General features: G+C 72.2%; 17 protein-coding genes and 1 pseudogene. 9 read left to right on the forward strand and 9 right to left on the reverse strand.

Annotated elements, in window-relative coordinates:
• Window positions 1-23 precede the first annotated feature (23 nt).
• The 5 genes from ACVFI9_RS05185 to ACVFI9_RS05205 are packed head-to-tail and all read right to left on the reverse strand — an operon-like array spanning window position 24 to window position 7,221.
• On the reverse strand, window positions 24-1,616 hold the full coding sequence (locus tag ACVFI9_RS05185; RefSeq protein WP_474764982.1) for a glycoside hydrolase family 43 protein: 1,593 nt from the start codon (window positions 1,614-1,616) through the stop codon (window positions 24-26).
• On the reverse strand, window positions 1,616-4,006 hold the full coding sequence (locus tag ACVFI9_RS05190; protein WP_474764983.1) for a beta-xylosidase/alpha-l-arabinosidase: 2,391 nt from the start codon (window positions 4,004-4,006) through the stop codon (window positions 1,616-1,618). Before ACVFI9_RS05190 ends, ACVFI9_RS05185 begins: the two co-directional genes overlap by 1 nt.
• Window positions 4,003-4,893 carry a carbohydrate ABC transporter permease gene (locus ACVFI9_RS05195; RefSeq protein WP_474764984.1) on the reverse strand — a complete coding sequence of 297 codons (891 nt, stop codon included), beginning with the start codon at window positions 4,891-4,893 and terminating at the stop codon, window positions 4,003-4,005. The genes ACVFI9_RS05190 and ACVFI9_RS05195 overlap by 4 nt, the downstream gene beginning before the upstream one ends.
• Window positions 4,890-5,921, reverse strand: coding sequence for a carbohydrate ABC transporter permease (locus ACVFI9_RS05200; protein WP_474764985.1), 1,032 nt, complete (start codon window positions 5,919-5,921; stop codon window positions 4,890-4,892). Before ACVFI9_RS05200 ends, ACVFI9_RS05195 begins: the two co-directional genes overlap by 4 nt.
• A 7-nt stretch (window positions 5,922-5,928) precedes the next feature.
• Window positions 5,929-7,221: an ABC transporter substrate-binding protein gene (locus ACVFI9_RS05205; RefSeq protein WP_474764986.1), complete on the reverse strand. Its 1,293-nt coding sequence runs from the start codon at window positions 7,219-7,221 to the stop codon at window positions 5,929-5,931.
• A gap of 143 nt (window positions 7,222-7,364) precedes the next feature.
• Between ACVFI9_RS05205 and ACVFI9_RS05210 the strand changes: the two genes are divergently transcribed.
• The 3 genes from ACVFI9_RS05210 to ACVFI9_RS05220 all read left to right on the forward strand — a co-directional run bounded on the left by ACVFI9_RS05210 (window position 7,365) and on the right by ACVFI9_RS05220 (window position 11,042).
• Window positions 7,365-8,540, forward strand: coding sequence for an ROK family protein (locus tag ACVFI9_RS05210; RefSeq protein WP_474764987.1), 1,176 nt, complete (start codon window positions 7,365-7,367; stop codon window positions 8,538-8,540).
• A 271-nt stretch (window positions 8,541-8,811) separates the two neighbouring features.
• On the forward strand, window positions 8,812-10,086 hold the full coding sequence (locus tag ACVFI9_RS05215) for a multidrug effflux MFS transporter (protein ID WP_474764988.1): 1,275 nt from the start codon (window positions 8,812-8,814) through the stop codon (window positions 10,084-10,086).
• 95 nt (window positions 10,087-10,181) lie between these two features.
• Entirely contained in the window at window positions 10,182-11,042 is an 861-nt protein-coding gene (locus ACVFI9_RS05220) for a phosphatase PAP2 family protein (RefSeq protein WP_474764989.1), read from the forward strand.
• Here ACVFI9_RS05220 and ACVFI9_RS05225 read toward each other — a convergent pair.
• A complete protein-coding gene (locus tag ACVFI9_RS05225) occupies window positions 10,978-11,745 on the reverse strand; it encodes a LacI family DNA-binding transcriptional regulator (protein WP_474764990.1) in 768 nt (255 codons plus the stop codon). The two genes, ACVFI9_RS05220 and ACVFI9_RS05225, sit on opposite strands and share 65 nt — an antisense overlap.
• Before the next feature lie 152 nt (window positions 11,746-11,897).
• Here ACVFI9_RS05225 and ACVFI9_RS05230 point away from each other — a divergent pair, with 152 nt between their 5' ends.
• Both ACVFI9_RS05230 and ACVFI9_RS05235 read left to right on the forward strand, forming a co-directional pair.
• Window positions 11,898-12,317: a hypothetical protein gene (locus ACVFI9_RS05230; protein WP_474764991.1), complete on the forward strand. Its 420-nt coding sequence runs from the start codon at window positions 11,898-11,900 to the stop codon at window positions 12,315-12,317.
• Window positions 12,318-12,980: 663 nt separating this feature from the next.
• Window positions 12,981-14,306: pseudogene (locus ACVFI9_RS05235) on the forward strand (D-arabinono-1,4-lactone oxidase).
• Here ACVFI9_RS05235 and xdhC read toward each other — a convergent pair.
• Genes xdhC through ACVFI9_RS05250 form a run of 3 tightly spaced genes read right to left on the reverse strand, consistent with a single transcriptional unit; the run spans window position 14,287 to window position 19,055 of the window.
• Window positions 14,287-15,126, reverse strand: a complete 840-nt coding sequence (gene xdhC / locus ACVFI9_RS05240; protein WP_474764992.1) for a xanthine dehydrogenase accessory protein XdhC — start codon at window positions 15,124-15,126, stop codon at window positions 14,287-14,289. The pseudogene ACVFI9_RS05235 and the gene xdhC sit on opposite strands and share 20 nt — an antisense overlap.
• A gap of 12 nt (window positions 15,127-15,138) precedes the next feature.
• On the reverse strand, window positions 15,139-17,586 hold the full coding sequence (gene xdhB / locus ACVFI9_RS05245; RefSeq protein WP_474764993.1) for a xanthine dehydrogenase molybdopterin binding subunit: 2,448 nt from the start codon (window positions 17,584-17,586) through the stop codon (window positions 15,139-15,141).
• The gene (locus tag ACVFI9_RS05250) at window positions 17,583-19,055 is read right to left on the reverse strand and encodes a xanthine dehydrogenase small subunit (protein ID WP_474764994.1); all 1,473 of its coding nucleotides are present in this window, start codon (window positions 19,053-19,055) and stop codon (window positions 17,583-17,585) included. Before ACVFI9_RS05250 ends, xdhB begins: the two co-directional genes overlap by 4 nt.
• Before the next feature lie 87 nt (window positions 19,056-19,142).
• Between ACVFI9_RS05250 and ACVFI9_RS05255 the strand changes: the two genes are divergently transcribed.
• Genes ACVFI9_RS05255 through uraH form a run of 4 tightly spaced genes read left to right on the forward strand, consistent with a single transcriptional unit; the run spans window position 19,143 to window position 23,012 of the window.
• Window positions 19,143-20,420: a DUF6986 family protein gene (locus ACVFI9_RS05255; RefSeq protein ID WP_474764995.1), complete on the forward strand. Its 1,278-nt coding sequence runs from the start codon at window positions 19,143-19,145 to the stop codon at window positions 20,418-20,420.
• Complete coding sequence (locus ACVFI9_RS05260; RefSeq protein WP_474764996.1) at window positions 20,417-21,256, forward strand: bifunctional allantoicase/(S)-ureidoglycine aminohydrolase; 840 nt, start codon at window positions 20,417-20,419, stop codon at window positions 21,254-21,256. Before ACVFI9_RS05255 ends, ACVFI9_RS05260 begins: the two co-directional genes overlap by 4 nt.
• Window positions 21,253-22,674, forward strand: coding sequence for an allantoinase AllB (gene allB / locus ACVFI9_RS05265; protein WP_474764997.1), 1,422 nt, complete (start codon window positions 21,253-21,255; stop codon window positions 22,672-22,674). Before ACVFI9_RS05260 ends, allB begins: the two co-directional genes overlap by 4 nt.
• Window positions 22,671-23,012 (forward strand): hydroxyisourate hydrolase, encoded by a 342-nt coding sequence (gene uraH, locus ACVFI9_RS05270; protein WP_474764998.1) that lies wholly within the window; start codon window positions 22,671-22,673, stop codon window positions 23,010-23,012. The genes allB and uraH overlap by 4 nt, the downstream gene beginning before the upstream one ends.
• The last annotated feature ends 2 nt before the right edge of the window (window positions 23,013-23,014 follow it).

The following is a 23,014-nucleotide window of genomic DNA, read 5'->3' on the forward strand; positions in this document are numbered from 1 at the left end:
CGGTCTCGCCGAGCGCGACGTCGCTACGACTGTGCGGAGGCGGCCGCAGCGGTGTCGTGCAGCGATGCCAGCTCGAAGCGGTCGAAGTCCGCATGCCCGGTGCCGTCGCCGACGGCGAGCATGCCGACCCACGCGCCGACGAAGCCGCCGGCGACATCGGGGGAGAGCGATGCGACATCGGCGATCGCGACCGGCGCCCACGTTTCCTCCGCGTCGGTGCGCGCGGCGAGTTCCACCTGGAATCCGTCGAGCTGCATCGTGAGTTCCACCGGGCGGCCGGCCGGCACGGGGATCGCGCCGAGCACCCGAGGATCGCCCCCGACCGTCAGCGTCGCGTCGACGCGCGCCACGTCGCGGTCGGCCGGGTCGGACCGCACCCGGAGCACGAGGTGCGCGTCCTCGGAGTGGCGCAGCATGAGCCCGGCCTCAGCGGCCGCCCCCGCGGCATCCGACAGCTGCACGACGGTCGTCACCCTGACGCGCGTCGCGGGAAGCCTCCGTCCGACGAACGAGAGCGGGCCGAGCTCGGTCGGTCGGGTGCGCCCGAGCGCGAGCCGCAGGTAGCCGGGGCGCTCCGCGAGCGACATCCGCTCGTCGCCACTCGTGCGCAGCGTGTTCCACCCGGGGTCCAGCGCGGGCGCGTCGAAGTGGTCGCGCCAGACGGCGGGGGCGGGCGCCTGGTCGGGCACCCCGTCGGCCTCGACGACCGCCTGCACGCGGCCGACGCCGGGTGCGAACAGCGGCCGCCCGTCCTCCCATCCGACCGGCACGAGGTGGGTCTGCCGGCCGAGGAGGCTCGCGATGCCATCGACGGTATGCGTCGCGAGCAGGGTCGCCCAGGTGCGGCCGTCGGATGCCTCGACGAGGTCGGCGTGGCCGACGTTCACGATCTCGGCGCGGGCGCCGAGGTCGCGGTGGCTGAGGCGAGGATTGGCGAGATCGCCCACGTAGGGACCCGTGATCTCGTCGGCGTACGCGACGCACACCGCGTGGTCGCGGTCGGTTCCGCCCTCCGCGGCGAGGAGCAGCCACCGGTCGCCACGGCGGTACAGGTGCGGCCCCTCGGCCCAGACCGCGCCCACGAGCGCGCCGCGCCAGAGCAGGTGCTCTGGCCCGATCGGCGAGAACGTGACCGGGTCGAGCTCGCGGAGCCAGACGTCCGTCTGCCCCTCCCATGCGCCCGGCTCGGCCAGCCGCGTTCCGCAGAGCCACACGCGGCCCTCGTCGAAGGTCAGCGACGGATCGATCCCGTCGACGCCGTCGAGCCAGACCGGGTCCGACCACGGACCGGCCGGATCGATCGCCGTGACGAGGAAGTGGCCCTGGCGCCCCTCGCCGTGCACGAGCGTGCAGACGACGTGGAACCGGGCGTCGTGGTGACGGATCGTCGGGGCGAACAGCCCGCCCGACGCCGGCACGGTCGACAGGTCGAGCTGCCCGGGCCGGTGCACCGCGTGGCCGATGAGCTCCCAGTCCACGAGGTTCCGCGACCGGTGCACCGGCAGGCCGGGGAAGTACTCGAACGTCGACGTCACGAGGAAGTACTCGTCGCCCACCCGGCACACGCTCGGGTCGGGGTGACAGCCCGGCAGCACTGGATTGCGGTAGCGACCCATCAGCGCGGGCCGCGCACGATCGCGACCTCGGGGTGCAGGCGCCGGGTGTGATCCACCCGCCGGACCGCGCCGACGAGCCGCACGGTGTGCGCGAACGGCAGGTCGCCGCTGGAACGACCTGCGCTCAGCACGACCTCGCCGGGCTCGACGATGCGCTCACCCGTGCGCCCCGTGAACGACGTGAGGTCGGCCGGCACGGTGAAGCGCACCTCGGCGGCCTCGCCGGGTTCCAGCCGGACGCGCGTGTAGCCGACGAGCCGCTGCACCGGTCGTACGACCGAGGCCACCGGGTCGTGCAGGTAGAGCTGCACGACCTCGGTGCCGGCGCGGTCGCCGGTGTTGCGCAGCCGGAGCCGCACGGTCGCCTCGCCGTCGACGTCGACCTGCTCCTCGTCGCCCGTGAACGACTCCCAGGCGAACGAGGCGTAGCCGAGGCCGTGGCCGAAGGGGAAGGCCGGCGTCGGGTCCACGTTCGACACGCCGTTGGCCTGCGCGAGTGGCGCCGCGAGGTACGTGGTCGGCTGCGAGCCCGCCGTCGCGGGGATCGACACCGGGAGGCGACCACTCGGGTTCACGCGTCCGCTCAGCACGCCCGCGATGGCCGGCCCGCCCTCCTCGCCGGCGAAGAACGCCTGCACGATGGCGGCGGCCTCCGTCGTCGCTCGGCCGAGCGCATACGGCCGGCCGGTGAGCAGCGTCAGGATCGTGGGGGTCCCCGTCGCGAGCACGGCGTCGACGAGCTGCTGCTGGGCGCCCGGGAGGTCGAGCGCCTCCGCGTCGCACCCCTCGCCGCTCGTGCCGCGACCGAAGAGGCCGGCCCGATCGCCGAGCGCGAGGATCACGACGTCGGCGGATGCCGCGAGCGCCGCGGCATCCGCGATGCCCTCGGTCTCGCCGCCGTCGACGGACGTGCCGACGGCGTGACGGATGTCGCTGCCCGGGAACTCCGCCCGGAGCGCCTCGAGCAGCGTGGGGATCCCGATCCCCATCTCGACGCCGGGGTGCTGCACGACCACATGCGCCGGGAACGAGTAGCAGCCGAGCATCGCGTACGGGTCGTCGGCGTTGGGCCCGATCACGGCGATCCGGCGGGGAGCGGATGCCGCGATCGGGAGCACGCCGTCGTTGCGCACGAGGACCACGGCCTCCTCGGCGAGCCGTGCCGCGAGCGCCCGGTTGTCGGGGGAGTCGAGGTCGATCCGACCGCGAACGGCATCGGCGTCGGAGGGGTTCGCGAGATCGACGCCCGCGAGGGCCGGCGGCACGGGCGACCACTCGGCGTCGAGGAGACCCAGCTCCGCCTTCTGCCGGAGCACCCGGCGCAGCGCGGTGTCGATGGTCGACTCCGCGACGACGCCGGCCTCCACGGCCCGCCGGAGCGGTTCGCCGAAGGTCTTCACGGTGGGCAGTTCGACGTCGATCCCGGCCTCGAGCGCCGCGCCCGCGGCATCCGCCCACGTCTCGGCCGTGCCGTGCAGGAGCTTCAGGAACGCGACGGTGAAGTAGTCGGCGACGACCGTGCCGTCGAACCCCCAGGTATCGCGGAGCAGCTCGGTGAGCAGCGTGCGGTCGGCGGCGGTGGGCACGCCGTCGAGATCGGTGTACGCGTTCATCACCGACCGCACGCCGCCCTCGCGCACCGCCATCTCGAACGGCGGCAGCAGCACGTCGGCGAGTTCGCGCGACCCGATCGAGACGGGCGCGAGGTTGCGTCCGCCCTTCGAGGCCGAGTAGCCGACGAAGTGCTTGAGCGTCGCGACGATTCCGGATGCCTCGAGCCCGCGCACGTACGCGGTGCCGATCGTGCCGACGAGGTACGGGTCCTCGCCGATGGTCTCCTCGACGCGGCCCCACCGGGCGTCCCGCACGACGTCGAGCACGGGGGCGAGACCCTGGTGCACGCCGACGGATCGCATGTCGGCGCCGATGCGCCGCGACATCCGCTCGACGAGCTCGGGGTCGAACGTCGCGCCCCACGACAGGGGGACCGGGTAGGCGGTCGCACCCCAGGCGGCGAAGCCGGCGAGGCACTCCTCGTGCGCGAGGGCCGGGATGCCGAAGCGGTTGGCCGCCACGACGCGTTCCTGCGTGCGCATCAGCGAGAGGGCACCGGCCGCCGCGTCGATGGGCGCCGTGCCGAACGGCCGCGTCAGCTGGCCGAGCCCCGAGGGAAGCAGCCGGTCGAGGTCGATGTGGTCGTCCATGGCGTGCTGGTGCGGCGCCACATCGGCGTCGCCGGCGTCGGATGCCCCCACCCACACGCCGTACAGCTGGGCGAGCTTCTCGTCGAGCGTCATGGCCGACACGAGGGCGTCGACGCGGTCGTCGACGGGGAGCGAGGCATCCTGCCAGGGCCGGATGTCGCGTGCGGCAGCGAGTTCCTGCGTCATCCCTTCACCGCCCCGGTCAGGCCGCCGACGATCCGGCGCTCGAACAGGCTGAAGAAGATGAGCGCGGGGATCATCGACAGCGAGGTGAACGCGAGCACCTTCGCCGTGTCGACGGAGTACTCGGAGGAGAACGCCTGCACGCCGAGCGGCAGCGTGAACGCCGCCTCCTCGTTCAGGATGAACAGCGGGAGCAGGTAGCTGTTCCAGCTCCCGATGAACGCCAGGATGCCGACGGTCACGACGCCCGGGAGCGAGAGCGGGAGCACCATCCGCCAGAAGAAGCCCAGTCGGCTGCAGCCGTCGATCTCGGCGGCCTCCTGGATCTCGTCGGGGATGGCCCGCAGGAACGGCACCAGGATGATGATGGTCGCCGGGAGCGCGAACGCGATCTGGGGCAGGATGACCCCGCCGAGCGAGTTCATCAGGCCGAGCGAGCGCACCACGATGTAGAGGGGCGTGATCGCGACCGTGAGCGGGAACATCAGGCCGGCGGCGAAGAGCGCGTAGAGCACGCCGCGCCCGGCGAACCGGTAGCGCGCGAGCACGAAGCTCGCCATCAGGCCCAGCACGATGACGCCGACCGTGGTCGCGGCGCCGACGATGGCGGAGTTCAGCACCTGGCGCCAGAACACGTCGCCCGTGAGCACGTCGAGGTAGTTCGCGAAGATCCACGGGTCGGGCATCCCGGAGGGGTCCACCGTGATCTGCGAGTTCGTGCGGAAGCCGCCGATGATGATGTACGCGATCGGTGCGAGCATCAGGCCGATCACGATCAGCGCGACGAGGTACACGATCGGGCTGGCGGCTCGCAGCCGGTGCGGCCTCGGCCGGGGTCCGCGCCGGTCGAGGGGGAGCACCGCCGCCGCGGTCTCGGGGGAGGCGGTCATCGCTGGAACCGGCCCTTCTTCTGGTCTCCGGTGAGCGCACCCTCGGTGTCGCGCCGGAGGACGAATCGCTGGTAGACGAGGGCCACCACGAGGGAGATGAGGAACAGCACCACGGCCACGGCGTTGCCGTACCCGAAGTTGCCGGCGTTCCTGCCCTCGGCGACCATGTAGGTCGCCATGGTGGAGGTGCCGGCCGTCGAGGCGACGTACTGGCCCCAGATGATGTAGACGAGGTCGAACAGCTGGAGCGACCCGATGATCGACAGGAACGCCCAGATCCGCAGCGTCGGGCCCATCAGCGGCAGCGTGATGTGGCGCTGGATCTGCCAGTAGGACGCCCCGTCGATCGCGGCGGCCTCGGTGAGCTCGTCCGGGATGCCCTGCAGGCCCGCCAGGAAGAGGATGACGGCGAAGCCGATGTACTTCCAGGTGATGATGCCCATGAGCGTCCACATCGCGAGGTCGGGATTGCTCAGCCAGTCCTGGGCGAGGAAGCCGAGGCCCGCCTTCTCGAGCAGGTCGTTGACCGCACCGTTGGTCTGGAGCATGAGGCTCCAGCCGGTGCCGACGACCACCTCGGCGATGACGTACGGCACGAAGATGAGCACGCGGATGAGCGACTGGCCGCGCATCCGGCGGTTCAGGAGCAGTGCGAGCAGGAACGCAGCCGGCCCCTGCAGGAGCAGCGACAGCACCACGATCGTGCCGTTGTGGAGCACCGCCTCCTGGAAGGCGGGGTCCTGGATGATGGTGACGTAGTTCCGGAATCCGATGAAGTCGGTGGGCGGCCCGAAGCCCTTCCAGCTGAAGAAGCCGTAGTAGGCGGCCATCACGACCGGGAAGATCACCAGGCCGAGGAACACGATCAGGGCGGGGCCGACGAGGAGCGCGATCTCGAGCTTGGCGCCCCACCCGCTGCCGCGCGGGCGGCGGGGGGACGGGGGCGTCGCCTGGGCGACGCCCCCGTCGTGGTGCGCAGGCCCTGCCGGCACGTCGATCTCCGTCGCAGAGTCCACGCGAACAGTCATCGCCGGATCACTCCTTGGCGGCGGCCGCGTCGACGGCCTCGATGATCTGCTCGGGCGAGCCACTGCCCGCGAGCATGTCGACGACCGCGACGTTCAGCGCGTTGCCGACGTTCTGCCCGTAGACCGTGTCGAGCCACTGCGACGCGTACGGTGCGGCGTTGTACGCCTCGAGGATCTGCTGGAGGTAGGGCTCGGCGACCGCCTCCTGCGCGACCGTGTTCACGGGCGGCGCGTTAAACGCCTTGTAGTAGGCCTCCTGCACGGAGGCGGTGCCGATGTAGTTCAGGAAGTCCACGCAGGCGTCGGGGGCGTCCACCGAGCACGAGTAGCCGTCGACGCCGCCCATCATCGAGCCGGGCTCGCCGTCGCCGCCGTCGACCTCGGGGAAGGGGAACCACGCGAGGTCGGGCAGCGGCTTCTGGTCGGGGGTGAGCGAGGCGATCACGCCCGGGTCCCACGCGCCCATGAGCTCCATCGCGGCCTGGTGGTTCGCGACGAGGCCGGCCGAGCTGCCCGCGCCCTGCTGGGCGGAGGTGGTGAGGAAGCCATCGTTGAAGGGCTCGGTGGCGGCGAAGTCCTGCAGGTCCTCGCCCGCGCGGATCCAGCACTCGTCGCTGAAGTCGCGCTCGTCGGCGGCCTTCGCGAGCGTGTCGGGGCTGCACTCGCGGAGCGCGAACCAGTAGTACCAGTGCGCGGCGGGCCAGGCGTCCTTGGCGCCGAGCGCGACCGGGGCGACGCCCGAGGCCTTCAGCTTCGCGACGGCGTCGTTGAACTCGTCGATCGTGGTCGGGTTCTCCGTGATGCCGGCCGCGTCGAACAGGTCCTGGCTGTAGAACATGCCGCCGGGCAGCACCGCGATCGGCATCGCGTAGATCTTGCCGTCGAGGGTGTTCGCCGAGTAGGCGGCCTCCGGGATCTCCTCCGCGGCCGGGCCGGCGATGCCGTCGGTGAGGTCCTTGAGCTGTCCGGCTTCGACCATGGCGGCCATCTTGCCGCCGCCACGCTGGAGGAAGATGTCCGGTGCGTCGCCCGCGTTGAGCGCCGTCTGGAGCTTGCCGTCGAGGTCCTCGTTCTGGATCGACTGGATGTCGATGGTGACCCCGGGGTTCTCGGCCTCGAAGTCGGCGACCGTTGTCTTCCAGAATTCCTTGCCGGGACCCGTCGAGGCGTTGTGCCAGAACGTGAGTTCGACGTCTCCGCCGTCCTGCGAGTCTCCGGCACTGCACCCCGCCAGGGCGCCGGCTGCCAGGAGTGCGGTGGCCCCGACCACCGCGATCCTGCCGATGCTGCGTCTGTTCATCTTTGAACCTCTCGAAAGTTTCGACACCCACGTCGAAAGTGATCTGGACGTGTTGAATATACGACGGTTCCGATATGGGGTCAAGCGCAACAAATTGGGCGTGGTGAGGATCCCCGCGCCGCCGCCGCCCCTAGAGTGGACGCGTGAATGACCGGGGCGGGACGTTCGACGGCGTGCATCGTCGAAATCTCTCGAAGGTGCTGCGACTCGTGCACCTCGAGGGAGCGATGTCACGCGCCCGACTGACCACGCTCACCGGACTGAACCGATCGACCGTGGCGACGCTCGTCGGCGAGCTCGTCGACCTGGGCCTCGTGGTCGAGCAGCCGCCCGACCCCACCAACCGCGTCGGGCGCCCCTCGCCCGTCGTCGCCCCGGAGCCGACGGTACTCGTGCTCGCCGTGAACCCCGAGGTGGACGCCGTCACCATCGCCGCGGTCGGACTCGGCGGCGACATCCCGGTGCGCGAGCGCATCGAGGTCGACCACCTGCCGAGCCCCGAGGAGACGGCCGAGCTCGTCGCCGCGACGCGAGACCGCTGGGTCGCCGACGAGTTGCGCGAGGCCCGTCTCGTGGGTGTCGGGCTCGCCGTGCCCGGCCTGGTGCGCGCCTCCGACGGGCTCGTCCGGTGGGCCCCGCACCTCGAGTGGACGGATGCCCCGCTGCGCGCGCTCGTCGAGCAGGCGTCGGGGCTGCCCGCCGCCGTCGGCAACGACGCGAGCTTCGGTGCGCACGCCGAGCACCTGTTCGGAGCAGGGCGAGGCGTCGACGACCTCGTCTACCTCAACGGCGGGGCGAGCGGCATCGGTGGGGGGCTCGTCGTGCACGGCCGGCTCGTCGGCGGCACGGGCGGCTACGCGGGGGAGTTCGGCCAGAACCGGCCCGGCATCGCCGACCCCGCCGACCGCCGCGCCGAGGGCGGGGTGCTCGAGGACGAGGTCAGCCGCGCCCGCCTGCTCGAGGCGGTCGGCCTCACGGGCGCCGACGAGCCCACGCTCGCGGCCGCTCTCGCCGCGTCCACCGCACCCGAGGTGGCCGCGGAGCTCGCCAGGCAGCGGCGCATCCTCGCCACGGCCCTCTCGAACGCCATCAACGTGCTGAACCCGTCGCTCGTCGTGCTCGGCGGCTTCCTCGCGACCGTCGCCGAGCGCGACCCGGCGGATCTCGAGGAGGCGGTGCGCACGCAGACCGTCGCGGCGGCGTTCGAGGAGGTCTCGATCCGGGTCGCGGCGCTCGGCGAGGACCGGCTCATGATCGGAGCGGCCGAAGCCGCGCTCTCCCCGCTGCTCGCCGACCCGCTGGCGGCCGCGCGCGTCTGACCCGGGCGCGCGGAATCCGCCGGCCGCCTGCGGGCGTTCCTCGCGACGGCGACCCGAACTGCGGCCGCCGTCGCGAACGCCGGCCGCCGCCGCGGCATCCTGAACTTGATGTCGCCCCCGGTGCTCCCGCTAGGATGGACACAGTCGAATCGATTCGAGGCCACACGGCCGAGATCACTCCCGCGACGGCGTCCGGCATCGGACGCCGTCGTTCCGTCTCCCGGCGCTCGACGGCGCGCGCCGCCGCACTCCAGCACGCTCGGGAACACCCATGTCCTCCACCTCGTCCATCCCCATCATCCGGCCCGACGACTACGCGGCGCCCACCCACCCGGGCGACCTCCTCACGCGTCGCCAGCGCCTCGTCTACGTGCTCGTGCTCGGCGCGCTCACGGCGCTCGGGCCGTTCACGGTCGACCTCTACCTGCCGGCGTTCCCCGTGCTGCAGGATGAGCTGGGCGTCTCGGCCGCCGCAGTGCAGCTGACGCTCACGGGCACGATGGTCGGGTTCGGCTTCGGCCAGCTCATGGTCGGCCCGTGGAGCGACAAGGTGGGGCGGCGACTTCCGCTCATCCTGGCCACCGCGTTGCACATCGCGGCATCCGTCGGTGCGGCCCTTGCGCCCGACATCGTCTGGCTGAGCGCGTTCCGCCTGCTGCAGGGCTTCGGCGCGGCGGCCGGCGGCGTCGTGGCGATGGCCATGGTCCGTGACCTCTTCGGCGGCAAGCCGCTCGTGCGCATGCTCTCCCGGCTCGCCCTCGTCAACGGCCTCGCGCCGGTGCTCGCGCCCGTCATCGGCTCGCAACTGCTCGCGGTCATGGACTGGCGCGGCGTCTTCTGGGTGCTCGGCGCCTACGGCCTCGTCGTGGTCGCGGCCGTCGCGTTCCTCATCGTCGAGACCCTGCCCGAGTCGCGCCGGCACGTCGCCGGACACTCGACCCTGCGCGATCGCTACGGCGCACTCTTCCGTGATCGCGTCTACCTCGGCGCCGCGATCGTCGGCGGCATGACGTTCACGGGGTTGTTCGGCTACCTCTCGACGTCGTCGTTCCTGTTCCAGGAGCTCTACTCGTTCTCGGCGCAGGAGTACGGCCTGCTCTTCGCGGTGAACTCGGTCGGCGTCATCGTGGGCGTGCAGACGAGCTCGCGACTGATGCGCGGCCCGGTTCCCCCGCAGTGGATCCTCGCCGTCACGACGATCGTGCACCTGGGCATGGCGATCGCCATCATGGTGCTCGACTCGAACGGCGCCGGATTCTGGGGCACGGCGATCCCGCTCTGGATCTACATCCTCGCCTGCGGGTTCTCGTTCCCGGCGGTGCAGGTGCTCGCGCTCGCGCATCACGGCGCCGAGGCCGGCACGGCCGCCTCGCTCCTCGGCGCGCTGAACTTCGGGCTCGCCGGGGTCATCTCGCCGCTCATCGGCCTGCTCGGCGTCGGCAGTGCGGTGCCCATGGCCTTCGTCATGCTCCTCGCCGCGGTCATCGCCATCGTCGCGATGTGGGCCCTGGTGCGCCCGAGGACCGTCCCGCCGCTCAGCGACTGAGCGCCGGGGCAGGGGCGATTGGATGCCGCGTGCCGCACGGATGCCCCGAAGGCAAGCCCCGGCATCCGCTCGCGTCCGTTGGCTAACGTGGTGGGATGACGGAACGCGACGATCCGACGACGCAGCCCGCCGAGGCGCCCGACACCGCGCAGGAGGCCACGGGTCACGACCCGACACCCACGGTGGCCGACGACCTTCGGCCTGAGCAGCGCGAGGCGAAGGCGCAACGACTCGGACGGCGTGTCCCGATCGTGAGCGGTGTCGCGGCCGTCGTCGCGGCCGCGCTCATGGGTCTCATCGTCAGCGTGCGGTCGGGTGCCCTGGCGTTCGAGTTCGACGAGGAGTGGGCCGAGGACGTCCTCGAGCTCCGGGGCCCGGTGGGCGACGTGGTCTCGTACTTCATGAACGGGCTCGGCGGCGGCATCGTCGGGGTCTTCGTCGTGCCGATCGCGATCGCGCTGATCCTGCTCGTCGTCCGGAGGCCCTGGGCCGCGCTGTACTTCGTGGCGGCGTCGGCGGTGAGCGCCGGCGCCGTGCAGGTGCTGAAGAACCTGTTCGGGCGAGCGCGTCCCGAGGACATCATCGTCCTCAGCGACTTCGGGTCGTTCCCGTCGGGGCACGTCGCGAATGCGGCCACGATCGCCGTCACGATCGGCATCATCGTGCCGTACACCTGGGTCTGGGTGCTCGGCGCGGCGTACACGCTGCTCATGGCGGCGAGTCGGACCTATCTGGGGGCGCACTGGATCTCGGACACGATCGGCGGCATCCTCGTCGGCGTGGGCGCGGCGCTGCTCATGTGGGCCGCCTTCGCGGCGCCCCTCGAGCGGGAGCGACTGAAACGGCTGGCGGAGGTCTCGGCGCGCAACGCCGCGCGGGCCCAGGCGAACGTCACGCCCCCGGAGCGTCCACGCGACGGGTCGACTCCCGCGCCACGATCCGGAAATCGGGCTTGATCTGACGCGGCGGGCGTCGTTCCGACCTGCCGCCCTTCTCCTCGATGCGCTCGAGGAGCAGTCCCACCGCGATCTCGGCGATCTCCTCGCGACCGGGAACGACGCTTGACAGGGATGGGACCGAGAACCGTGATTCGTCGATGTTGTCGAATCCGATGACGGCCACGTCCTCCGGCACGCGGATTCCGGGTTCGCCCAGTGCGCGCAGCACACCGAGCCCGAGGGTGTCGTTGAGCGCGAACACGGCGTCGAAGGACACGTCGTCCTCCAACATGCGACGAATGGCATCCGCTCCGCTCTCGCGATTCCACGCCTCCGCGACGCGGATGAGCTCGGCCGCCTCGGGGATGCCGGCCGCGTACGGGGCGCGACGATATCCCAGCTGACGGAGGGTGGCGGAACTCGCGTCGTCATCGGGGGAGCTCGAAGCGCCGACGAGTGCGATCCGGGTACGACCGAGCTCCAAGAGATGCTCGACGGCAGCGCGCGCCGACGAGGAGTTGTGCATCGTCACGTGGTCGGTCGGCCCCCCGAAGATCCGCTCTCCGAGCAGCACGAGCGGGATCGGGACGTCGAGCGCCTCGACGTCGCGCTGACCGAGGCTCACCGGACTGAACAGGAGGCCGTCGGTCAGATGGAGCCGTCCGCCGCCGAGCGAGAGCTGCTCGACAACCTCGTTCCCGCCGTCCGCGACACGTATCACGTCTCGAACGCGAAGAAGGATCGGGTGCTCGCCGGACTCTCGATGGGCGGCGTGCAGGCCTCCGAGTCCTGCGAGACCACCCGGGCGAGTTCGCGTACGTCGGGGTGTTCGGCGCTGGTCCCAGCCGCTGCGGGGACATCACGGATGTCCCGGTGGCCGAGATCAACGACCTCACGACGCTGTTCCGGCTCTACGTCGGCAACAAGACGGACATCGCCTACAACGACGCCTTCGATTCGATGCAGCAGTTCGACGCGCTGGGTCTCGAGTACCAGTTCGACGGCGTCAATCCCGACCACGGTCACAACTGGAACGCGTGGCAGGAGAACCTGATCGACTTTGCGCCGCGTCTGTTCCACGGCAAGAAGGCGATCGGCGACCCGGGCTTCAGTGAGGGTCACACGGCGCTCGGGGAGAGGTTCGAGCCACCGGCGGCGGGCTCGACGCCGACGCCGTGGATCACCGACGACGGCTTCGTCACCTTCGAGACCACCGCGGACTTCGCGGACGCCGATTACGTCTCGGTTGGGCGAACTGGGGTCCTGGTGGCAGCTGGGTACGCGTGGAGATGAGCAAGGTCGGCGCCCCCTGGCGGGCGACGATCGGTCCGCTCGATCCCTGTGCCTGGCGCGTCCCACTTCGATCCAGTCCGTCCAGCTCTGCCCGCCGCCGTGGTTGAGCACGAACAGCCCCCACGGATGGGACCCGTGGCAGAAGAACCTGATCGATTTCGCACCGCGCCTGTTCCACGACGCGGATTGAGGTCGGGTGCGGCGCGGCGGTCGTCCATGCCGCCGCGCCGCTTCCGGCTGGTCATGGACCGATGGGAGGATGACGGATGTCCCGTGCCCGATCATGAAGGAGGACGCGTGCCCACTGTCCCCGCGCCCGTGGTGGTGCGCCTGTTCGCCGACCACGCGTCGAGCCCGATCTGGCTCGGATACGACCCGGTGCCGTTCGAAGCGACCGGACTCGATGACGCGCTCATCGCGGACCTGCGGCGTTGGGCCGAGCGGGTCGAGGCGTTGGCGGATGCCGCGACCGACGACTCCGCGGACCTCCGGCACACCGTCGCCGATCTCGGCGATGAGGGCGTGCGGCTCGCCTGCCGTCTCGCGCGCGACCTCGGCGACGGGTTCGAGATCGAGGTCCCGTGGAACGGCGTGCGCGGCCGGTTCCGCGCCGACGGCCTTCCCGTCGACCGACGTGCGGCCGACGCGTTCGGCGCGCTCGCCGTGGGCGGCGCACCGAACCTCGTCGACCGGGAGCAGGAGGACCGGCGCAACTGGGCCGGCAACCTCGCGTACCGCGCCGCGCGGGTCGTGCATCCGGCCTCCATCGACGAACTGCGACGGGTTCTCGCAGCGGGCGGCCGGATCCGCTTCCTCGGCACGCGGCACACCTTCAACGACCTCGCCGACACCGACGGCACGCTCATCGCGACCGATCGCCTGCCGATGCACCTCGACACGGGCAGCGCACCGGGCGTCGTGCGCCTCTCGGGAGGTATCCGCTACGGCGACCTCGCCCCCCGCCTGCAGGAACGCGGGCTCGCGCTCGCGAATCTCGCGTCCCTGCCGCACATCTCGGTCGCGGGCGCGATCGCGACCGGCACGCACGGCTCGGGCGATCGCATCGGCTCGCTCGCGACGGCGGTGCGGTCGATCGGATTCCTCAGCCCCGACGGGGAGCACCGACTCCTGCAGCGCGGCGACGCCGATTTCGCGGGTGCCGTCGTACACCTCGGCGCGCTCGGGCTCGTCACCGCCCTCGAGCTCGACGTGGAGCCGACCTACGACGTCGCGCAGACGGTGTTCTAGGGGCCCGCGTGGGACGCGATCCTCGACGACCTCGACGCGGTCACGTCGCTCGGCACGAGCGTCAGCATCTTCACGACCTGGGCCCGCACCGACGTGGCCGACCAGCTCTGGGTCAAGCAGCGGCTTCCGATGGACACGGCTGCCACGGATACGACCGAGGACACGGATGCCGCGGCGCGCCGTGACGCCATCGTCGCGCGCCTCGGCGCCCGCGCGGCGACGGTGCCGCGGCATCCGATCATCGGCCTTCCCGCCGACGCATGCACGACGCAACTCGGGGAGCCCGGGCCGTGGAACGAGCGCCTGCCGCACTTCCGGCTGGAGTTCACGCCGTCGGCGGGGGAGGAGCTGCAGTCGGAGTACCTCGTGCCCCGCACCGACGCGGTCGCCGCCATCGAGGCGGTGCGCTCCCTTGCCGGCCGCATCGCTGCGCTCCTCCAGGTGTGCGAGGTGCGCACGGTGCGCGCCGACGACCTCTGGCTGAGCCCCGCGTACGGTGCTGACGTGGTCGCCGTGCACTTCACGTGGAAGCCCGACCAGCCCGCGGTCATGGCGCTGCTGCCCGACCTCGAGGCGGCGCTGCCCGCGACAGCCCGGCCGCACTGGGGCAAGCTCTTCGCGCTGCCCGGAGAGGAGCTGCGCCGCCGCTCCCCGCGCTTCGCCGACTTCGCCGCGCTGCGGGGCCGGTTCGACCCCGACGGCCGGCTGCGGAACGCGTTCCTCACTCGGATCGGGCTCTGACCGCCGCCGTCTCCTCGACGAGCTGCAACACCCGCGCGGCGACGCTCACCGCGATCGCGGCCGGGTCCTTCGAGCGGATGCCGGGGATGCCGATCGGCGTCGTCACGCGCGCGAGGGCCGCGTCGTCGTGCCCGGCATCCCGCAGCTGCCGCTGGAACCGCGCCCACTTCGACCGCGAGCCGATGAGCCCGATCGAGGCGAGCCCATCGGTGCGCAGGGCGGTGTCGCAGATCGCGAGGTCCTCGACGTGGTCGTGCGTCATGATCAGCACGTGCGTGCCCGGCGGCAGGTCGGCGAGGGCCGACTCGGGCACGGGCAGGTGATGCAGGTGCACTACGGCGACGGCATCCCCGAGGATGCCGCGCTCGCCGGCCACGCCCAGGCGATCTGCCGCGAGCATCGCCGACCTCGAGTCGACGAGCTCGAGCCGGATGGGCTGCCGGCTCAGGATGCGCGCGAGCTCGAGTCCCACGTGACCGAGCCCGAAGACCGCGACCGTCGGCACGACCCGCACGGGTTCCAGCAGCATGGTGACCTCTCCTCCGCAGCACTGCACGCCGTACTCGGTCGTGGTCTTGTCGCTCAGCGTCAGCGTCAGCAGTTCGGGCTCGGATGCCCCGTCGGCGAGCAGCTCGCGGGCGCGCGCGATCGCGGTCGCCTCGAGGTTGCCGCCGCCGACGGTGCCGAACAGCTCGTCGGCCGAGACGACCATCTTGGCTCCGCCGTTGCGGGGCGCGTGCCCGCGCACCATGGCGAGCGTGACGAGCACCGACGGCCTGCGCTCCGCCCGGAGGCGCTGCACCGCATCCACCCAGTCCACGCGCCCTCCCGGTCAGCGGTCGAAGGGCACGAGCGGGCGTTCCGCGTCGGCCGCAGTGCCGAGCCCCGAGGCATCCGCTCGCCCGCCGCCGTCGTGGTCGCTCGCACCACCGTCGGCCGCGGATGCCGCCGACACGGCGCGCCGCGCCGCCTCGATCGCCCAGAACACCGCCTCGGGCGTGGCGGGCGAGGCGAGGTCGACGCTGTATCCGGGTCGCCCGAACGACGCGACCGCCTGGCGCAGCGCCTCCCGCACGCTGAAGGCGAGCATGAGCGGCGGCTCGCCGACGGCCTTCGAGCCGTAGACGACGCCGTCTTCGGTGGCCCGCTCGAAGAAGTGCACGTTGAACACCTCGGGCATCTCCGAGAAGCTCGGGAGCTTGTAGGTGCTCGCCGACTGCGTGAGCAGGCGCCCGCGACCGGGACCGTCGGTCTCGTCCCATCGGAGGTCCTCGAGGGTGAGCCAGCCGGCGCCCTGCACGAAGCCGCCCTCGACCTGGCCGAGGTCGACGATCGGGGAGAGGGAGTCGCCGACGTCATGCACGATGTCGACCCGGCGGATGCGATTCGCGCCGGTGAACCCGTCGACCTCGACCTCGCACGCGGCGGCGCCATAGGCGAAGTACTTGAACGGCGAACCCTGCATGGCCTCCGTGTCCCAGTGCAGGCCCTCGGTGCGGTAGTAGCCGGCGGCGAAGAGCTGCACCCGCTGGTCGTAGGCGGCGCTCACCACGTCCCGGAACGTGACCGACGGCCCGGTGGTGCCGAGCCCTGAAGCTCGACCCCGGGAGAAGCGCACGTCGCGGGCGTCGATGCCGAGCATCCGCCCGGCGACCGCCGCGAGCCGATCGCGGATCTGCCCGCAGGCGTCCTTGATCGCGCCGCCGTTCAGGTCGGCGCCAGACGAGGCCGCCGTCGCCGAGGTGTTCGGCACCTTGTCGGTGCGCGTCGGTGCGAGGCGCACGGACTCGACCGGCACCCCGAGGGCCGTGGCGGCGACCTGCAGCATCTTCGTGTGCAGCCCCTGTCCCATCTCGGTGCCGCCGTGGTTGATGAGCACCGAGCCGTCGGTGTACACGTGCACGAGCGCGCCGGCCTGGTTGTAGGAGGTCAGGGTGAACGAGATCCCGAACTTCACGGGCGTGATCGCGAGGGCGCGCTTGGTGTCGGCGTGCTGTGCGTTGAACGCGGCGACCTGCGCCCGCCGTTCGTCGAACTCGCTCTCGCGGCGCAGGCGGCTCCACACCTCGTGCAGTCGTTCGGCGTGGCGCACGGGCTGCCCGTAGGGCGTGGTCTGGCCGGCGACGTAGAAGTTCCGCTCGCGGAGCGCCGGCGGGTCGATCCGCAGGAGCGGCGCCACCCGGCCGAGGATGTCCTCGACGAGGAACATGCCCTGCGGCCCGCCGAACCCGCGGAACGCCGTCTGCGACGTCTTGTGCGTCTTCGCGACGCGCCCCTGCACCACGACGTTCGGGATCCAGTACGCGTTGTCGACGTGCATGAGCGCGCGAGCGGTCACGGGCTCGGAGAGGTCGAGGCACCAGCCGCCGTCGGAGGTGAGCGTCGCCGCGAGCGCGATGAAGTGCCCCTCGTCGTCGAACCCGGCCTTCCAGTCGAGGTGGAACGGATGCCGCTTGCCGGTCATCGTGAGGTCCTGCGCTCGCGTGAGCCGCACACGCACCGGCCGCCCGGTGAGCACCGCGCCGAGGGCGGCGACGGCCGCGAACCCGTGCGGCTGCACCTCCTTGCCGCCGAACCCGCCGCCCATGCGGAGGGACTGCACGGTGACCCGGTTGTTCGGCACTCCGAGCACGTGCGCGACGACGTGCTGCGCCTCGGAGGGGTTCTGGGTGCCGCACTCGACGAACACCTGCCCCTCGGAGTCGACGTGCGCGAGCGAGGCGTGCGTCTCGAGGTAGAAGTGCTCCTGACCGCCGATGAGTGTGGTGCCCTCGAAGACGTGCGGCGCGTCGAGGAGCGCGCGCTCGGGGTCGCCACGCCGGATCGTGCGCGGAATGCCCTGGAACGAACCGGCCTCGATCGCCTCGGCCACCGTGATGATCGATGGCAGCGGTTCGGAGGCCACGCGCACGGCGGCCGCGCCGAGGCGTGCCGCTTCGTCGGTCTCGCCCAGCACCCACGCGAGCGCGTGCCCGTGGAACATCGCCTCGCTCGGGAACAGCGATTCGTCGCCCGCGCTGCCGGCGTCGTTGACGCCCGGGACGTCGGCGGCGGTGAGCACGCGCACCACGCCGGGAACCGCGAGCGCGTCGGCCACGTCGAGGGTCACCCGCGCGTGCGCGTGCTCGGACTGCACGGGCCAGGCCGTGAGCACGTCGCTTCGGCGCGCGGCGAGGTCGTCGGTGTAGACGGCCGTGCCGGTGGCGTGCAGCACGGCGCCCTCGTGCGGCACCGGCTGGCCGACGGCCGGGTGCGCCGGGCGCTCGGCGAGTTCGCTCATGTCGTCACCGCCCCTGCCGCCTGGGGGCGAGTGCGGTAGAGCCGCTCGAGCGCCGTGCCGAGCATGCGCGAACGGTACTCGGCGCTCGCCCGGTGATCCGACATGGGGGTGCCCTCCGAGGCCAACACGGATGCCGCGTCCCGCACGGTGTCGAGGTCCCACGGGCGTCCGGCGAGCAGCGCCTCCGTCGCCTTGGCGCGCAGCGGCGTCGCGGCGACGCCGCCGAGCCCGATGCGAGCGGATGCCACGACGTCGCCGTCGAGGTCGAGGGCGAAGCCGACCGCCACGCTCGAGATGTCGTCGAAGCGTCGCTTCGCGATCTTCTGGAACGCCGTGAACCGCGCGAGCGGCAGCGGGATCCGCACGGCACGGATGAGCTCGTCGGGGCGCCGCAGCGTCTGCCGATAGTCCGTGAAGAAGTCGCCGAGGTCGACCTCGCGCTCGCCGCCTGCCGCGACGAGCACGACGCGGGCTTCGAGCGCGAGAAGCGCGGGCGCCGTGTCGCCGATCGGGGAGGCGGTGCCGAGGTTGCCGCCGATGGTGGCGCGGTTGCGGATGAGCGGCGACGCGAACTGCGGGAACAGCTCCGCGAGCAGCGGCACCCGGCCGGCGAGTCGGCGTTCCACCTCGGTGAGCGGCAACGCGGCGCCGAGCTCGATCGAGGCGTCGCCGAACGTGACCCCGCGGAGTTCGGGGAGGTGGTCGATCGCGAGCGTGAGGGCCGCCCGGCGCGCGCGGAGGTTCACCTCGACGCCCCAGTCGGTCGAGCCCGCGACGACCATCGCCTCGGGCTCCTCGGCGAGCACGCGCAGCGCCTCCTCCAATGAGGAGGGGCGGATGAACCGCTCGCCGTCGGCCTCGAGCAGTGTCGCGCGCGGCGCGGGTGCCGGCCGACTGCGACGCTGCGCGAGCAGGTCTTCGGCGTCGGGGTCGCCGAGCGCGTACGCGGCATCGCGGATCGGGCGGTAGCCCGTGCACCGGCAGAGGTTGCCGCTCAGCGCGTGCAGGTCGAACCCGTTCGGTCCGTGCGTCCCGTCGGCCGCGGCATCCGCTCGGGCGGTGGCCTCCGTCGCACTCGCGGGCACCCGGTCGGCGCGGTAGAACTCGGCCGCCATGCTGCAGGCGAAGCCCGGGGTGCAGTAGCCGCACTGCGATCCGCCGGCCTCGGCGAGCCGGGCCTGCACGGGGTGCAGGTGCTCGGGGGTGCCGAGGCCCTCGGCCGTGACGACCTCCTGACCGTCGAGGGCGGCGGCCGGGACGAGGCACGAGTTCACGGCCGTCCACCGCGTGCCGCCCCGGTCGTCGGGCGTGGCGACGAGCATCGCGCAGGCGCCGCACTCGCCCTCGGCGCAGCCCTCCTTCGACCCGGTGAGTCCGTTCGCGCGCAGCCAATCGAGCGCCGACGTGTGCGCGGAGATCCCGCGCAACAGGCGATGCTCCCCGTTGACCGTCACGGCGATGTGATCCATGGTCGAACTCCCTCGTCTCGCGAGTCTACGCCGGGGCGCACCGAGCGATCCGGTTACGCCACGTGCGCATCTGCGCGAAGATGAGGCATGCGCCCCGCGCTCACCGCCCGCGACCTCGCCGCCGTCGACGCCCGGCTGGCCGAGACCGACGAGTTGCTCGCCCGCGGCTACCCCGGCGACGACGGGTCGCGCCAACCGGTGCACACCGTGTACGTGCCCGCCGACCGGTACGCGCCCGAGCTCCCCACCGTGTGGGGGCGCACCGCGCTCGCCGCCGCGGCCGACGTCGGCGGTCTCGAGGCGCTCGCCGCCGCCGTCGGCATCGACGACCGGCTCGCCGCCGTGGTCGCGCCGGACGTCCGCGCGAAGCTCGAACGCGAACCCATCGAGGACCTGCGCATCGACTTCGAGGACGGCTACGGCGACCGCGGCGACGCCGTTGAGGACGCCGACGCCGTGCGCGCGGCCAAGCGCGTCGTCGCCGCCGAGGGAGCCGGGTTCGCGCCGCCCTTCATCGGCATCCGGTTCAAGTCGTTCGAGGCCGAGACGCGAGCCCGGGGCATCCGGACGCTCGACCTGTTCGTGACCGCGCTCGTCGAGCACGGCGGCCTGCCCGACGGCCTCGCGCTCACGCTCCCGAAGGTGTCGACCGTCGCGCAGGTGGAGGCGATGGCCGAGGTCGTCGCCGCGCTCGAGCGCGCGCACGGCCTGCCCGACGGGCGCCTGCGCTTCGAGGTGCAGGTCGAGACGCCCCAGCTCGTGCTCGGCGCCGACGGCGACGCGCCGGTCGCCCGGTTGCCGCACGCGGCGCCCGGGCGGATCAGCGGCCTGCACTACGGCACCTACGACTACAGCGCGTCGCTGCAGATCCCGGGGCCGTACCAGTCGCTCGAGCACCCGGCCGCCGATCTCGCCAAGGGCGTCATGCAGCTCGCCGTGGCCGGTACCGGCATTCGCCTCTCCGACGGGTCGACGAACGTGCTCCCGGTCGGCGACCGCGCCGCCGCGGCGTGGCGGCTGCACGCGCGCCTCGTGCGCCGGTCGCTCGAACGCGGGTTCAGCCAAGGCTGGGACCTGCATCCGCACCAGCTGCCGACGCGGTTCATCGCGACGTACGCGTTCTACCGCGACGCGTACCCCGAGGCATCCGCTCGCTTGCGCGACCACGTCGTCGGGGCAACCGGCACCGGGGCATCCGGAGCCGTGCTCGACGAACCCGCCACGGTGCGCGCGCTCGCGGCATTCGTGCTGCGCGGCGTGCGCTGCGGGGCGATCTCCGTTGCCGAGGTCGTGGCCGACACCGGCCTTGACGAGGCGGCGCTCACGGGGCTCGCCCATCCGAGACTCGCGAAGGGGACGCCATGAGCTACTTCACTCCAGAGGGCGGGCTGCCGGGACAGGCCGAGCTCCTCAGCGGACGCGCGATCGTGACCGAGGCGTACACGGTGATCCCGAAGGGTGCCCTGCGCGACATCGTGACGAGCAACCTGCCGGGCTTCACGAACACGCGGTCGTGGATCCTCGCGCGGCCGATCGAGGGGTTCGCGACGACGTTCGCGCAGCTCATCGTCGAGATCGGTCCGGGCGGGGGCGCCGAGCGGCCCGAGCGGGAACTCGGCGTCGAGGGCGTCGTGTTCGTCACGGCAGGCGAGCTCACGCTCACCATCGAGGGCGAGACGCACGTGCTCGAGCCCGGGGGGTACGCGTACCTCGCGGCCGGCGCCCCGTGGTCGGTCGCGAACGAGGGGGCGGAGTTCGCGAGCTTCCACTGGATCCGCAAGGCGTACGAGCCGGTCGACGGGGTGCGGCTGCCCGCGTCGTTCGTCACGAGCGACGCCGCGGTGCGGCCGCAGCCGATGCCCGACACCGACGGAGCCTGGGCGACCACGCGATTCGTCGACCCCGATGACCTCGCGCACGACATGCACGTGAACATCGTGACCTTCCAGCCGGGCGGCAAGATCCCATTCGCCGAGACCCACGTGATGGAGCATGGCCTCTTCGTGCTCGAGGGCACGGGCGTCTACCGCTTGAACGGCGATTGGGTCGAGGTCGAGGCGGGCGACTTCCTCTGGCTTCGGGCGTTCTGCCCGCAAGCTTGCTACGCGGGCGGCCCCGGGCCGTTCCGCTACCTCCTCTACAAGGACGTGAACCGCCAGGTGCGGCTCACCGGCCGCGCCGGACGGAGCGGGCCGCGATGACGGACGCCGCGGGCCTCGACCTGCCGGGGTTCGACCTCGTGATCCGGGGCGACCGCGTGCTCATCGACGGCGCGTTCGTGCCCGCGGTCGTGTGCATTCGCGACGGGAGCATCGTTCGAATCGACTCCGACATTGATGCCATTCGGGCATCGGTGTCGGAGCCGGCCGCGGTACGAACCGTCGGACTCGCGCCCGACGAGGTGCTCATCCCGGGGCTCGTCGACACGCACGTGCATGTGAACGAGCCCGGGCGCACCGAGTGGGAGGGCTTCGAGACCGCGACCCGGGCGGCCGCCGCGGGCGGGGTCACGACCATCGTCGACATGCCGCTCAACAGCATCCCGCCCACCACGACGGTCGCCGCGCTCGATGCGAAGCGCCGTGCCGCCGAGGGTCGGGTGATCGTCGACGTCGGGTTCTGGGGCGGGGTCGTGCCCGGCAACCTCGCCGACCTCGAGCCGCTCGTCGAGGCGGGGGTCTTCGGGTTCAAGTGCTTCCTCGTGCACTCCGGGGTCGACGAGTTCCCGCCCGTGACGACCGACGAGATGGAGCGCGCCATGGCCGTGCTCGTGGGCGCCGACGACTCCCTCCTCGTCGTGCACGCCGAGGATGCCGCACTCATCGAGGGAGCGCCGCACCCGCACAGCCCCGAATACGCCGACTTCCTCGCCTCCCGCCCGCGTGAGGCCGAGGGCGTCGCCATCGGGGCGGTGATCGAGCGCGCGGCGCGCACGGCGGCGCGGGCGCACGTCCTGCACCTCAGCTCGGCCGACGCACTCGACCGCATCGCGACCGCGAAGCGGCACGGGGTTCGGCTCACGGTCGAGACGTGCCCGCACTACCTCGTGCTCAGCGCCGATGACGTGGCCAGCGGCGCGACCGCGTTCAAGTGCTGCCCGCCCATCCGCGAGGCCGGCAATCGCGAGGCGCTCTGGCGGGGGCTCCAAGAGGGGGTCATCGACTTCATCGTCTCCGACCATTCGCCCGCGCCCGCCGAACTCAAGAAGGCGGCCGGCGGCGACTTCGCCGAGGCGTGGGGCGGTATCGCGTCGCTGCAGCTCGGGCTGCCGCTCGTCTGGACCGAGGCGCGGGCTCGCGGCATCCGGCTCGAACAGGTCGTCGAGTGGATGTCGGCGGCGCCCGCGCGGCGCGTCGGGCTCACCTCGAAGGGGCGCATCGTCGAGGGCGCCGCGGCCGACCTGGTGGTCCTCGCCCCCGACGACAGGTTCACCGTCGACGCCAGGGCGCTCGAGCACCGGCATCCGGTGTGCGTGTACGACGGCCGCGAGCTCGCCGGCGTCGTGCGTGCCACCTACCTGGCCGGGGAGCTCGTGGACCGAACGGCCCCGCGCGGACGGCTGCTGCGCCGAGCGCCGGCTTCGGCACCGGCTTCGTTGAAAGGGGCGACCACGACATGACGCGATCGAGGATCACGACGCACGTGCTCGACGCTGCGACCGGCGTGCCCGCCGAGGGCATGCACGTCGAGCTCTCGGGCCGTGACGGCACGGCCTGGCGCGTGCTCGCCGAGGGCACGACCGACACCGACGGACGCATCATGCGGCTCGGCGGCGACGACCTGCCCGCGGGGGAGTACCGCATCCGCTTCGACACGGGGGCGTGGTTCCGGGCCAGGAACGTCGAGGCGTTCTACCCCGAGGCCGTCGTCACGTTCCTCGTCACCGACGACGGCCGGCACGTCCACGTGCCGCTCCTCCTGAGCCCGTTCTCGTACTCGACCTACCGAGGGAGCTGAGC

This window comes from Agromyces sp. NSFZ, assembly GCF_056156205.1.